Source organism: Psychromonas sp. Urea-02u-13 (genome assembly GCF_002835995.1).
Taxonomy (GTDB): domain Bacteria; phylum Pseudomonadota; class Gammaproteobacteria; order Enterobacterales; family Psychromonadaceae; genus Psychromonas.
In genome coordinates this window covers 25,760-38,387 of sequence record NZ_PJBZ01000036.1, presented here as the reverse complement: position 1 = coordinate 38,387, position 12,628 = coordinate 25,760, and the positions used below count along the sequence as shown (strand labels likewise).

The window sequence follows — 12,628 nt, the reverse complement described above, 5'->3', positions numbered from 1 at the left end:
AAGCTTTCAGCTTTCAGCTATCAGCTAGTCCCCTGATTCCACGATGCTTAAGGTTTTTTGTTTTGAAGTTACTGAACGCTGACAGCTAAAAGCTGATGGCTTCTTTTCCACCCACAAAAAAGGCGCTAAAAAGCGCCTTAATCACAAAGTAATAATAGAGGTTTAACCCTCGACAACACCTTGGCTTGCTAAGTATTCAGCGTAAGTGCCGCGGAAATCAATAACTTTATCTTCTTTGATTTCAATAACTCGCGTAGCTAGTGATGATACAAATTCACGGTCATGAGAAACAAACAGTAACGTACCTTCGTAATTCTCTAAAGCTAAGTTTAATGACTCAATAGATTCCATATCCAAGTGATTGGTTGGCTCATCCATTAATAGAATATTTGGCGCATCCATCATTAACTTACCAAACAACATACGACCTTGCTCACCACCAGAGATGATTTTTACTGATTTACCAATGTCGTTTGAACCAAACAATAAACGACCTAATGTTCCACGAACAGATTGTTCGTCATCACCCGGTTTCATCCATTGCGCCATCCAATCCATTAGCGTTTGATCTTTCTCAAATGCGTAGGCGTGATCCTGTGCGTAATAACCTAAGTTTGAATTCTCAGACCATTTAAACATACCTGAATCTACTTCAATTTGACCCATTAACGTACGTAATAAAGAGGTTTTACCTACACCATTTTGGCCGATAATCGCAACACGCTCGCCAACTTCAACCATTAGGCTTAAGTCTTTAAACAATGTTTTATCAAAGCTCTTAGTCACATTTTCCATTTCTAGTGCGTTACGGAAAAGTTTCTTCTCTTGCTTGAAGACGATGTAAGGATTAACACGGCTTGATGCTTTAACTTCTGCTAATTCAATTTTATCCATTTGCTTAGCACGAGAGGTTGCTTGTTTTGCTTTCGATGCATTTGCAGAGAAACGACTTACGAAGTCTGCTAGCTCAGATAACTGTGCTTTTTTCTTTGCGTTTTCACTTAATAGACGTTCACGTGTTTGCGTTGCCGCTGTCATGTACTCGTCGTAGTTACCTGGGAAAAGACGAAGCTCGCCGTAATCGATATCAGCCATATGCGAACAAACAGAGTTTAAGAAATGACGGTCATGCGAGATGATAACCATCGTACATTGACGCGCTTTTAACTCTGTTTCTAACCAACGGATAGTATCGATGTCCAAGTTATTGGTTGGCTCATCAAGTAACATGATATCTGGGTTTGAGAAAAGAACCTGTGCAAGTAATACACGTAGTTTCCAACCTGGTGCAACTTCTGACATTAAGCCGTAATGTTGGTCAAGCGGAATACCAACGCTTAGTAAGATTTCTCCGGCGCGAGAATCGGCAGTGTAACCATCCATCTCAGCAAACTCACTTTCAAGATCGCCAACATGCATACCTTCTGCTTCAGTCATTTCTGGTAATGAATAGATGCGGTTACGCTCATTCATTACAGCCCACATCTCTTTGTGGCCCATTAATACTGTATCGAGTACTGTGAACTCTTCAAAAGCAAACTGGTCTTGGTGTAGCTTAGCAATACGTTCGTTAGGATCGCGTGTAACATTACCTGCGCTTGGCTCAAGATCACCGGTTAGGATCTTCATGAACGTTGACTTACCACAACCGTTAGCACCGATTAAACCGTAACGGTTACCAGTACCAAATTTAACAGAGATATTTTCAAAAAGTGGTTTTGCACCAAACTGCATGGTGATGTTATTTGTACTAAGCAAGGCAATCTTCCTAAGATAAGGTGAATAATAAAAGTGGCGCCATTATACCGATCAAATTGATTATTTATAGAGCAATGGTGATTTAAATCACATCTGCCTATAACTTTACTGTAAGCTACGCGATTATTTGATTTACCCCCTATATAAAAGAGATTAATTTATGAGTTTTGACTCCCTTGGTTTACCTGAAGAGCTATTACGTGCGGTTAAAGAACAAGGCTATACAGAACCTTCACCGATACAAGCGCAAGCTATCCCTGTTATTTTAGAAGGGAAAGATATAATGGCGGCTGCCCAAACGGGTACAGGTAAAACAGCGGGTTTCACACTACCTTTATTAGCTAATTTAATGAATGGTGAGCGTGCTAAAGCAAATCAAGTACGTGTATTAATTTTAACGCCAACACGTGAGCTTGCTGCTCAAATACATGAAAGTGTTAAAAACTACGGTAAAAACTTACCACTAAGAAGTGCTGTCGTATTTGGTGGTGTTAAAATTAACCCACAAATGCAACTACTTCGCCAAGGTGTAGATGTGCTTGTTGCAACACCGGGTCGTTTATTAGATTTGTATCAGCAAAATGCAGTACGTTTCAAACAATTAGAAGTATTAGTATTAGATGAAGCTGACAGAATGCTAGATATGGGCTTTATTCACGATATCAAACGTATTATCAAGTTCTTACCGACAGAGCGTCAAAACTTACTTTTCTCTGCTACTTTTTCTCCTGATATTCGTAAATTGGCTAAAGGGTTAGTTAATAATCCAGTTGAAATTTCAGTAAGTCCACGTAATACAACGGCTGAAAGTGTGACTCAGTTTGTTTATGAAGTGGATAAAACTAAAAAATCGCCTTTATTAACCACGTTAATTAAAGAGAATGATTGGAAACAAGTATTAGTTTTCTCGAAAACTAAACACGGTGCTAACCGTTTAACAAAACAGCTTGAAGCTCGTGGCATTCGCGCTGCCGCTATTCATGGTAATAAGAGCCAAGGCGCACGTACTAAAGCGTTAGCTGCCTTTAAAGACGGCCAAGTAAATGTATTGGTTGCAACAGATATCGCTGCACGTGGTATTGATATCGACCAACTACCTCAAGTAGTTAACTTCGATTTACCGCATGTAAGTGAAGATTATGTTCACCGTATCGGTCGTACTGGTCGTGCTGGTAATGTAGGTGAAGCTGTTTCATTAGTTTGTGCAGAAGAGTTTAAACTGCTTAAAGACATTGAGAAGTTAATCAAAAAAGTGATTCCGCGTAAAACCGTTGCTGGTTTTGAACCGGGTACACCATTACCACCTTCTGGTTTAGACGCACCTAGCAAACCTAACAAGCCTAAAAATGCAAGAACAGGACATCGCGATGGCCAACGCTCTGGTGCTGGCACGGGTAGTAGTCAAAAACAGCGTGGTACACGTAATAATTTTGTGAGTGAATAAGTAGCCTTAGCTCACTAATTTGAGAATGAAATCAATTAAGCCCCAAATAATGACCTTATTTGGGGCTTTTTCATTTTTGAATATGGCATCATCTCGACCTCTTAAAAATCGCGAGCCGTAAAAAGTAGACTTCTAAATGAAAAAAATTGCCATATTCGCAGATGTACAAAATATTTATTACACCTCCCGCCAAGCCTATGGCAAACAGTTTAACTATCGTAAAGTATGGCAACTCATCAAAGCACAAGGGCAAATAACCCATGCCTTTGCTTATGCGATCGATAAAGGCGATAGCCAGCAACAAAAATTCCAGGATGTATTGAAACACATCGGCTTTGATGTGAAATTAAAACCTTATATTCAACGCAGTGATGGCAGTGCAAAGGGCGATTGGGATGTGGGGATCACCATAGACATTATGGAAGTTTCCCCGCAGGTCGATATCATCGTTTTATTGTCAGGTGATGGTGACTTTGCTATTTTATTGGATAAAGTAAAAGACTCTTTTTTGGTAGAAACCCAAGCTTATGGCGTGCCTAAGTTGACTGCAAAAGCGTTAATTAATAGTTGTACGACGTTTCATCCTATCGACAGTGAGTTACTACTTTAGTAAAGTAACTTTTTAATCTCATTCATTTAAGGTATTAACTTGAAAATTGTTCTAATTGCACTGTTATTAATCGCGTTATTTTTTATTTTCCAAACCTTTGTGGCTAATAAAAATGCACCACAAAACATCCAGATAGGGACTGATTTTTTAGCTGGGAACGCTTTAAAAGAAGGCATGCAAACAACAGAGTCTGGTTTGCAATACCAAGTATTAACGAAAGGTGAGGGGCAAGTTCACCCTACAGCCAACAGTAAAGTAACCGTGCATTATCACGGCACATTAATTGACGGTACTGTTTTTGACAGTTCTGTTGATCGTAACAAAACGATTTCTTTTAAACTGAACCAAGTGATTTCGGGCTGGACTGAAGGTGTGCAGTTAATGGTTGAAGGGGATAAGTATCGTTTCTACATTCCAAGCAATCTCGCATACGGAAAGCGTAGCGCCGGAAGCATTCCAGCAGGTTCAATGCTTATCTTTGATATTGAGTTATTCGATATTCAATAATTTCATTTTATGCCATTACTCTAATTAGAATCACCCTCTTGCTAATGCTGGAGGGTAGGGAATCCATCTCAAGTTAGCCACTTTATTAGCATGCCCCTTATTTTTGACTCTATCCCCATAATTAGTCTACTTACTTTCCCATATTTCCATCAATGCTTCCATAACTTAATTTAGACACAAAGCAAACAAATAGTTTGTTTTGTGAGCTAAATGTGAATCCGTTGATAATTAGAGTACATTTAACTTTAATTTTACAAAGCGAGCTTTACGTTAAATAATATTACTGTAATCTACCTTTAGAACCAGTTTGCTTTAAAAGGATTTTAGAGTGAACATTGCAAGGAATGCATCTTTTTTTTAATAAAAACTATCACTTATTTTTAGTGACACTGGTTATCTCTTTGACGCGTTTGTATCGTGTCAAAGTATTGTGTCAGCTGAAATTAAGGATGTTATTGTGTTAATCAAAGGAAAACAGCAAGGGTTTGTACTCATATCAGTACTGCTTATCACTTCTATCTCTACTTTTTTTGCTTTTTCTGCCATTGATGAAAACCGATTGCAAGAATGTATTGCCGGCAACCAAATCAAAGAACTTAATGCTCGCTCTGAAGCTGAAAAAGGCATTTTTGCAAGTTATTCATATACCCAAGCAAAACAAGCTTTAACGCCTCCCACACCTATTGCAGATATTATTTTAGCTTTAGACGGGAAAACCGTACCAGGCGAATATACACTAACTGCAAAAGTAGGGGCGACAGCTAATTCCTTGCTTATTACTAGCAAAGGTATTCATCAAGGTGCTGTTGCTTATCTCAAAGCTGAAATAGAAGTCGGTGTTACGAGTAGTGGGGGAGAATACGATGCTGCTATTGTTAGCTGCGAGGGTGTTGTAATGGGGGCTGGTGGTGTGGTCGATAGCTTCGATTCTAGAAAGGGCTCTTATGAGAAGCAGTTTAAGGATAAATATGGGAAAGATTATTCTTTACCAACACAGAATGCCCCGGCAACCCCTGACGAATATGTAAATGCAAATGCAAATGCAAATGTATCAACGACATATGATGCAATTCAAGGGGCTAAAGGTGATATTAGTCAAACGGGTAAAGCGCCCATTTACGGTAATGTTAATGCAACAGGTAACTATACGGGTAATGGATCTAAGGTCGTAGGGGATATTAAAACAAATGGGAACGTAGGTTTTACTACTAAAGAGGCTATCCCTACTGGAAGTGGTTTCCGGTGACATTCACTCTGGAGGAGATTTAAATGCGAATTTTAACCCCGTTAAGCAAAATGCATTTGTTGCTGGAGATGCTTCTAATACGATTAATATTGACGGCAGTGTAAATCATAAAGGTACTATATCAGGCGATTATAACGAAGCATTATCTAAGCATGACCCAACAGTAAAAAGTAATAATGTAAAAACAGAAGCGTGTGATAAGAAAGGCCTTGCCATTGAAAGTCAAAATTATGGTGACTTTGTAAGCAATGGACACTTCAAACCTACTTCTTGGCAAACTCAAGATACTCCTTTTAAATTCACTGCTAATAAAGCGGATTGCTTTAATTCTGGGTATGTAGAAAACGATCCAACTAAGCCTTTAATGAAACAGTATCCTGCTTCTGAAATTGAACTATTAGGCGAAACCCGTTCGGCACATGTATATGATAATTTTCATTTAAATTCTCGAGATATTACTATTTCAGGAGATGTTTTTATTGTTGTTAAAAATAACTTTACAATGGACGGTGGAGGCTCTCAAATTACCATTGAAAATGGGGGAAGTTTAACGATGGTTGTTGCTGGAAAAACCAAAACAATTTCTGACGCAGAGATCATTGAAATTCCTAATTCAAATGGTACGGTTACTTCTACAAATAAATCCCCTATGACCTTAATATCAGCTCAAAAGACGACAGGAAATGACGTTGCAGTTGATCTTCAAGGAAGAAACATGAATATGACCGTTGACGCACCGTTGGGTAAAGTCTCAATGAATGCAGGTGGATCATTCAAAGGAGCGATTCTTGGAAAGTCTGTAGAGGTTTCTGGTTCTGGTAGTATTCATTATGATGAAAAATTAGGCTCTGGGACTCCTGTCTCCGGTAGTGGTAATGAAGGGGTGAAATTCGCTTCGGTTTATTACTATTATCCCTAATTAGAGACAACTGCCTGCTAAGTTAATAGTCAATCTCCTATGCTGACAGGTAAATAATCTATACTGTTTATGGTTATTTACCCGTATTATTGTAAATACTTCTTATTTTATATCTCCCTTCAAAGAACATGACTCTATCATTCGTAATGGAAGTATTGCTTTTAAAGGCTTGATTGTCGCTACCTAGAATAAATATATTTTATTGGAGGTTGTGTGTAAAAGTGCTTTTCTATTATTCTTTTAAATAATAGATGAAATACCATTTTTGAACTTGTATTTGCTGTATTATTGCACTACTAATATTTTATGCTAAGTGAAAATCAAAAGAGATCTATGCTGGCAATGAATAGAAGCTCAGACTGCTGAATAACAAGGGCCTGTAAAAGTTTACTTTTAGAGTTTAAATTAATGGAATAATGGAATAATGGAATAATGGAATTGTTTATATTATGGAAAATAAAGGTTTTACACTTATAGAATTACTGATCGTTATAGCAATCATCGGTATTTTAGTGGCTATCGCATTACCCTCATATCAGGCACATGTGCGCAAAGCTAATCGTATTGATGTGCAGCTTGCCATGACTAAAATGTCACTAGTTGCAGAGCGCCAATATGCCCGTCAAGGTGATTACCCGGCAGATGCCGCCGCGACAGGTGTTGAGCTAGTCGATACTTATAATACGACATTTGTTCCTACTGTCGCCACTAATCTAGCGCCTGCTAGTTTTATTATTACAGCGACTCCTAGCGGGGGCCAAGGTTCTGATATCTGTGGCGTCATGACTCTCATCCAAACAGGAAAAACCACTGCGACTAAAGGCGGTTCTGATGTTTCTGATCAGTGTTGGTAAACGTATGCTAACTTCAGACTTAAAAAAAACAATTAGGTTTTACTCTAATCGAGCTTTTAGTTGTGCTCGCGATTATCGGCATCCTTAGTTCAGTTGGCGTGCCTAGTTATAATAAATTTGTAGAGCAAGGGCGATTTTCTCAAGCGACAAATGATCTTTATAATGCATATCGATTTGCCCGTTCAGAAGCAATAAAAACCTCATCCCCAATGACATTAAAACCAAAAACAGTAAGCGACTGGTCTGACGGTTGGGAGGTTGTAAATAGTGGTAATGATATATTACTAGAAGTAAAAAAACCGCACGCATCGATTGAAGTCAGTGGTGCTGAAATTACTGTATTTGGACGAGGATCTATCAATATAGCAGGATTCACTTTTTTAACTGTTTCTTCAGCATCACGTACATCAAGTATTTGTGTGTTAGAAAGTGGTCAAAGTAAAAAAGGGGCTTGCATATGATCAAGAAAGAACAAGGATTTACTCTTTTTGAAGTACTTATCTCAATGTTCATTGCGGGTGTTGCTGTATTAGGGTTAGTAATGTTAGAACTCAATATTTTACGCTCTTCACAATCCAGTTTTAATTATACGATAGCAACAATAGAAGCCAATACGTTGGTCGATAAAGTATGGCAGAATTTATGTGATATTGATGGAACGGATACACCAACTGCTACTATATATAAAGATGTTTACGATGCTTGGAAAGCTGATTTAACGGCCGGCTTATCCGGAGCAACGAGCACGGGTATTACTACGGACGTTCAATTAGAAGATAAAGTGATTGTCGAGTGGAATGATAAAAACTTCGATACAGACGCTGCAAACGATCAAGTGATTCTAAATGTTACCTATCCCGACTTTGCGGGGAAATGTAAATGAACCCATTAAAACAAGCTGGTTTTTCACTGGTTGAATTAATGATTGCAATGACAATAAGTTTAACGCTTATTCTCGCTTGTACATCGGTATACAGCTCATTACAGAGCAGTATTGATAGGTCTCAGAAGTTATCTAATGCGCAAGAGTCTTTACGGGGCGCGCATTATTTACTTGCCCGCTCAATACGCCAAGGTGAAGGGCTAAGCATTGACGTGATCAGTGGTAAACAACAAATAGTGATTACTTACGGTGCGGAGGCTGACGAGAACCTTTTTTATGGATGCTTAGGTGAACAACAAATGTCGGGAGCCATCAATACTTTTAAGATCTCAAATGACCACCTTTATTGCGAAACAAAAGCAAGTGCGGGTGCGCCGACTACACCGAGTAAGTTAGTCGCATTGGATGTGCTTTCAATTTCTGCTTCATTAGCAACAGGTACTAAAAAAGGCATTGATATCAATTTAAAAGTTGCTGGAATGCCAACAGGGGGTGCCGATACGATGGGTGTCACCGGTTTTACTTTTAGTCTTGCAATGCGTCAACGAATATTAATTGATGCTGGCGTCAGTGGCGGTAGCAACACCAGTTTATAAGGATATAACAGTGAAAAAATCACAAAATGGATTTGTATTAATTTCAGTTTTATTAATTACTACCGTTTCGACTCTTTATACTTTTTCAGAAATAAAAGGTAATCAATTACAAGAGCGTATTGGTGGTAATCAACAGAAAGAGATGAATGCGCGTGCGATGGCTGAAAAAGGAGTGTTTAAAGCATTCGAATATATTGAAACTGAAAATATACCAGGGGCAAGTAGCGCAATACTAACCTCTGCAATAAACAATGGCTTTTTGAACGCTCCCCAAATGACGGTGTATAGCGCCAGTGTGGATACAAACAATATTTTTACTTTTATCAGTAAAGGTGAAAATTACGATTCAGTTGCATATTTCAAAGCAAAAATTCACATGAAAGGCCCGCAGACTATTACTGAGTTTCCTGATGCAATTGTAGGTTGTGAAGGAATAAATATTGAAGGTGCGCTTGTTGATAGTTATAACGGAGTTGGAAACCTTGGACCTTATACTTCAGGAAGTACAGCTAACAATGCAGATATAGCGACGATTTCAGATACAAGTGAAATTAATATTGGCAATGGAACCGTCCAGGGAAGTGTGACCTCAAATGGCTCTGTCGATGCATCTTCTGGCACATCCAATATAACAGGTGATGTATCTGCTCAAACCAATATTAAATTGAAAGATGGTTTCTCTGGTAATACGCATGCTGGTGGCGATACCACTATTGAGAATTTCACTATAAATGGAGGCTTAAATACCTATAATGACCTCAAGTATTATGGAACGCGTGCAATTGACGGGCAAGTTACTCATGGGGGCTTGTTACAAGTGGGTAATGAAAATAACCCTTATCAAGATTCAACGGCTACATTAGGAGCAGGAACCTCTCATGTGAAAAATGGAAAGCCTCAAAAGATGAAAGGAGATTGTGATACAAAAGGTATTGTAAAGGTTATAGATGATATGAAGACTGGTACACCTACTGGTGCAAACATGTCTACAATGGTTAAAGATGATGGGACAGCCTTAAGCACCCTCACTTTTTCTGATGACATTAATGTTGGTACAAATGCTCATTTATCATCGGGTAGCGGAAGCTTTACTGAAGTCCAAACAGTACCCATGGACTTATCTACATTAGGTTTTCGAGATACGCAAACAGCGCAAGCAGTATATGTTTTTGATTCATTAGAGCTGGTCAACCAAGATATTGAAATATCAGGGGATGTCGTTTTTTTAGTTAAAGGTGATATTGAACTAGGCAATGGTGGGACGGGGTTCAAGTTTAAAACAGGGGAAGAAACGACTAGTTCGTTAACAATTATTACCGATAGTAAAATAACAATCGGTGCAGCTGCCGCAGTATTTCCCAATTCAGCAAAACTTAATGATACTGGTAATGCACCATTAAGTGTATATTCATCTTTTCAAAGCGTTGGTTTGGTAGATGATGCATATAACTCAGGTTTCTCTGATGCACGACAAAATGTTGACTCTGCATTTCTTGTGACTGGCGCCGCTAATATGTACGTGAACATCCATGCTCCTTTAGGTTATGTTCAAGCACGGGCATCGGGTGAGATTTATGGTGCAATGCGAGGCAAAGCCGTTGATGTAATTGGTGATATCGGTATTCATTACGATGAAAAATTAGGAAGTGCTAAATCGGAAACTCTGATTGGAACTGAAACTACGTTCATGCTATCTAGTTACTACCACTACCCATTATAAAAATTAAAAGAGAAGTTTAGGCAATATCACTTTACTTCTCTTTTATAGAGACATTATCAAATCAACAATAAATATTCCCTTTCTGCGCAATCAACATCTCCCTGACACTCTGCAGTGCCTTACCTCGATTCACCGTTTTCCAGGCTAAATACAAGGGTACGGGTTGATGCTCTGGAATGAGTTTCAGTTCAATAAATTGACCACTATCAAGATACTTCTGAATGCGTGAGCGGGGTAAAAAACCGCAACCTATGCCCTGTAATTGTGCGCGTAATTTATATTCCACACTGGGTACGTAAAAGTAGTTGTCTTTACTGATCACTGAATGGGTTTGTGTGATCCATTGTTTTGCGGTGTCGTGCGCCACTACAGCGCGGTATTGTTCAATAATGTCATGGGAAATTGGCTGTGCTTTCTTAGCCAATGGGTGTTCAGGAGTGACTGCGAAGACAGGGTCGAAAAAGCAAAGCGGTACTGTTTGTATACCTTTTTGCTTAGGTATATCACCGGAAGCGCCAACAATCATATCCACTCTATCGTCAACTAAGGCTTCCCATGCGCCATTCATTATCTCTTCACTGATATCCATTTCAACCGTGGGGTGTTCATCTAAAAAGGCTTTGAATACTGAAAAAATACTATCGCAGTGTAAAATTGAACTGATCGCAATATTAAGTTTGGGTTCCCAACCATTAGCGATTGTTTGTGTTTTATCAGCAAGGCGCTGTACGGCTTCTAAAATCAAGCGACCTTCAATTAATAGGTTTTTACCCGCTGGAGTTAGCACTGCACGACGACCTTGTTTTTGAAAAATAGTCACTTGTAACTGATCTTCTAATTTTTGCACAATGTAAGAGAGTGCAGAGGGAACTTTGTTAAGTTGCTCAGCGGCGGCGGCGTAACTACCACGTTTATCAATCGCATCTAATACATTGATTGCTTCAAGGGTGATCCCATTGTTTTTCATTATGGCCTTATTATTTTCACTAAAATGAGTAGATTAACTTAATTTAACGGTATAAAAAAATTAAGCAATATGATGTGCTGTTTATCAGAATCGAGAAGATGTTTTTTATTAAGCAGAGGCGCGTTGGGAAAGCTACGCTAATGAAAGTATCATTAGCGTAGTTAGTATTATTAACGAATAAATTATTTTCGTTTTTGCTGTTTTAGTTCAAAATCAAACTCATCTGGGAAGAAGATTAACCCTTCGCTATTTTGATCAGGGAAAATAACTAATGCTAATTCATCATCTTCAAGACCATGTGTCCAACGAGAGTGCCATTTTTCGAGTGAGATAGGTTCTGCTTTACAGTGCGACCATTCCTCGGTTGCCCAAGAGATTGCAAACTCTTCATTTGGCCAAACCGGTACACAATCTTCATCTTCACTATTTAACATGACACAGCCGTGTTCATCGACTAATAACCAAATCTCTTGGTTTTTAACCACCTCTTTAAGTAGGTAGTTATAACGTTTTTGCGCGTCTAAATTTTGAATATCTTTAACTTGTTGCTCAGTAAGTGCTGTACTCATTATCTTTCCTACTTGAAGTTTATAACCACTAGCGTACCGCTCATGGCCGATTAAGGCAATAACTGTGGTTGTGATGTTTCACTCGCAAGCAGGTGATCAAGAATAGGCACCATAATAATGGGCTCATAAGTTCTGTTAATCGCAGTGATCATCTTAATACGTGCTTGCTCATGTTTATCTTGGCAATTCTGCGCATTTTTATAGTGTTCTTCGCTAATCCATTGGCTATAGGAGATCCACTGATTATCGTGGCTTTTATGTAAGCGTGATCCTAATGCACCATATTTTTCAATATTACGGTGAATAATCTCAGACCAGCCCTCTTTAAAAGCTTGCTCACACTGTGGTTTGATATCCCAACGGAAAAGTACTGTGATCATAAATCCTCCTGCTAGCTGTAAATCAGACTTTAAGCTTTAGAGACAATAGCTTATCTGTCAAGGTGAGTTACCTATATATTCGTAAACGTAACATGTTTTATATAAATGATGAGGTGTTTATTCGCTGAGATGGGATCTACTTCAAAAGCGATTTCACAACAAAGACGCGAAGAAA

General features: G+C 38.7%; 14 protein-coding genes. 10 read left to right on the top strand and 4 right to left on the bottom strand.

All coding sequences use genetic code 11. From position 1 onward, the window contains the following. Positions 1 to 162 precede the first annotated feature (162 nt). Positions 163 to 1,758 (bottom strand): ABC-F family ATPase, encoded by a 1,596-nt coding sequence (locus CXF74_RS01210; protein WP_101080576.1) that lies wholly within the window; start codon positions 1,756 to 1,758, stop codon positions 163 to 165. 160 nt (positions 1,759 to 1,918) lie between these two features. Between CXF74_RS01210 and CXF74_RS01205 the strand changes: the two genes are divergently transcribed. The 10 genes from CXF74_RS01205 (at position 1,919) to CXF74_RS01160 (ending at position 10,537) form a co-directional block, all read left to right on the top strand. Further along, on the top strand, positions 1,919 to 3,202 hold the full coding sequence (locus tag CXF74_RS01205) for a DEAD/DEAH box helicase (protein ID WP_101080575.1): 1,284 nt from the start codon (positions 1,919 to 1,921) through the stop codon (positions 3,200 to 3,202). 136 nt (positions 3,203 to 3,338) lie between these two features. After that, a complete protein-coding gene (locus tag CXF74_RS01200) occupies positions 3,339 to 3,812 on the top strand; it encodes an NYN domain-containing protein (protein ID WP_101080574.1) in 474 nt (157 codons plus the stop codon). Between the two features lie 39 nt (positions 3,813 to 3,851). Continuing rightward, complete coding sequence (locus CXF74_RS01195; RefSeq protein WP_198552743.1) at positions 3,852 to 4,319, top strand: FKBP-type peptidyl-prolyl cis-trans isomerase; 468 nt, start codon at positions 3,852 to 3,854, stop codon at positions 4,317 to 4,319. Between the two features lie 457 nt (positions 4,320 to 4,776). Beyond that, the gene (locus tag CXF74_RS01190; RefSeq protein WP_101080572.1) at positions 4,777 to 5,565 is read left to right on the top strand and encodes a hypothetical protein; all 789 of its coding nucleotides are present in this window, start codon (positions 4,777 to 4,779) and stop codon (positions 5,563 to 5,565) included. Beyond that, a complete protein-coding gene (locus tag CXF74_RS01185) occupies positions 5,552 to 6,484 on the top strand; it encodes a DUF7305 domain-containing protein (RefSeq protein ID WP_101080571.1) in 933 nt (310 codons plus the stop codon). The genes CXF74_RS01190 and CXF74_RS01185 overlap by 14 nt, the downstream gene beginning before the upstream one ends. A gap of 449 nt (positions 6,485 to 6,933) precedes the next feature. Further along, a complete protein-coding gene (locus CXF74_RS01180; RefSeq protein ID WP_101080570.1) occupies positions 6,934 to 7,338 on the top strand; it encodes a type IV pilin protein in 405 nt (134 codons plus the stop codon). A gap of 47 nt (positions 7,339 to 7,385) precedes the next feature. Further along, positions 7,386 to 7,799, top strand: a complete 414-nt coding sequence (locus CXF74_RS01175) for a GspH/FimT family pseudopilin (RefSeq protein WP_101080569.1) — start codon at positions 7,386 to 7,388, stop codon at positions 7,797 to 7,799. After that, a complete protein-coding gene (locus CXF74_RS01170; protein ID WP_101080568.1) occupies positions 7,796 to 8,221 on the top strand; it encodes a type IV pilus modification PilV family protein in 426 nt (141 codons plus the stop codon). The genes CXF74_RS01175 and CXF74_RS01170 overlap by 4 nt, the downstream gene beginning before the upstream one ends. Next, positions 8,218 to 8,817, top strand: coding sequence for a PilW family protein (locus CXF74_RS01165; RefSeq protein ID WP_101080567.1), 600 nt, complete (start codon positions 8,218 to 8,220; stop codon positions 8,815 to 8,817). The genes CXF74_RS01170 and CXF74_RS01165 overlap by 4 nt, the downstream gene beginning before the upstream one ends. Before the next feature lie 10 nt (positions 8,818 to 8,827). Continuing rightward, a complete protein-coding gene (locus tag CXF74_RS01160; RefSeq protein WP_101080566.1) occupies positions 8,828 to 10,537 on the top strand; it encodes a pilus assembly PilX family protein in 1,710 nt (569 codons plus the stop codon). A 61-nt stretch (positions 10,538 to 10,598) separates the two neighbouring features. On the opposite strand, the gene CXF74_RS01155 is transcribed toward CXF74_RS01160, so the two are convergent. The 3 genes from CXF74_RS01155 to CXF74_RS01145 form a co-directional block, all read right to left on the bottom strand. After that, positions 10,599 to 11,504 carry a LysR family transcriptional regulator gene (locus CXF74_RS01155; RefSeq protein WP_101080565.1) on the bottom strand — a complete coding sequence of 302 codons (906 nt, stop codon included), beginning with the start codon at positions 11,502 to 11,504 and terminating at the stop codon, positions 10,599 to 10,601. Between the two features lie 182 nt (positions 11,505 to 11,686). Next, positions 11,687 to 12,073 (bottom strand): DUF2750 domain-containing protein, encoded by a 387-nt coding sequence (locus CXF74_RS01150; protein ID WP_101080564.1) that lies wholly within the window; start codon positions 12,071 to 12,073, stop codon positions 11,687 to 11,689. A gap of 50 nt (positions 12,074 to 12,123) precedes the next feature. Then, positions 12,124 to 12,453: an antibiotic biosynthesis monooxygenase family protein gene (locus tag CXF74_RS01145; protein WP_101080563.1), complete on the bottom strand. Its 330-nt coding sequence runs from the start codon at positions 12,451 to 12,453 to the stop codon at positions 12,124 to 12,126. Between the last annotated feature and the right edge of the window lie 175 nt (positions 12,454 to 12,628).

Bases quoted from the DNA above. Each gene is read 5' to 3' on its own strand.
- CXF74_RS01205 (WP_101080575.1), top strand. From the start codon at position 1,919: ATGAGTTTTGACTCCCTTGGTTTACCTGAAGAGCTATTACGTGCGGTT.
- CXF74_RS01200 (WP_101080574.1), top strand. From the start codon at position 3,339: ATGAAAAAAATTGCCATATTCGCAGATGTACAAAATATTTATTACACC.
- CXF74_RS01180 (WP_101080570.1), top strand. From the start codon at position 6,934: ATGGAAAATAAAGGTTTTACACTTATAGAATTACTGATCGTTATAGCA.
- CXF74_RS01170 (WP_101080568.1), top strand. From the start codon at position 7,796: ATGATCAAGAAAGAACAAGGATTTACTCTTTTTGAAGTACTTATCTCA.
- CXF74_RS01165 (WP_101080567.1), top strand. From the start codon at position 8,218: ATGAACCCATTAAAACAAGCTGGTTTTTCACTGGTTGAATTAATGATT.
- CXF74_RS01155 (WP_101080565.1), bottom strand. From the start codon at position 11,504: ATGAAAAACAATGGGATCACCCTTGAAGCAATCAATGTATTAGATGCG.
- CXF74_RS01150 (WP_101080564.1), bottom strand. From the start codon at position 12,073: ATGAGTACAGCACTTACTGAGCAACAAGTTAAAGATATTCAAAATTTA.
- CXF74_RS01145 (WP_101080563.1), bottom strand. From the start codon at position 12,453: ATGATCACAGTACTTTTCCGTTGGGATATCAAACCACAGTGTGAGCAA.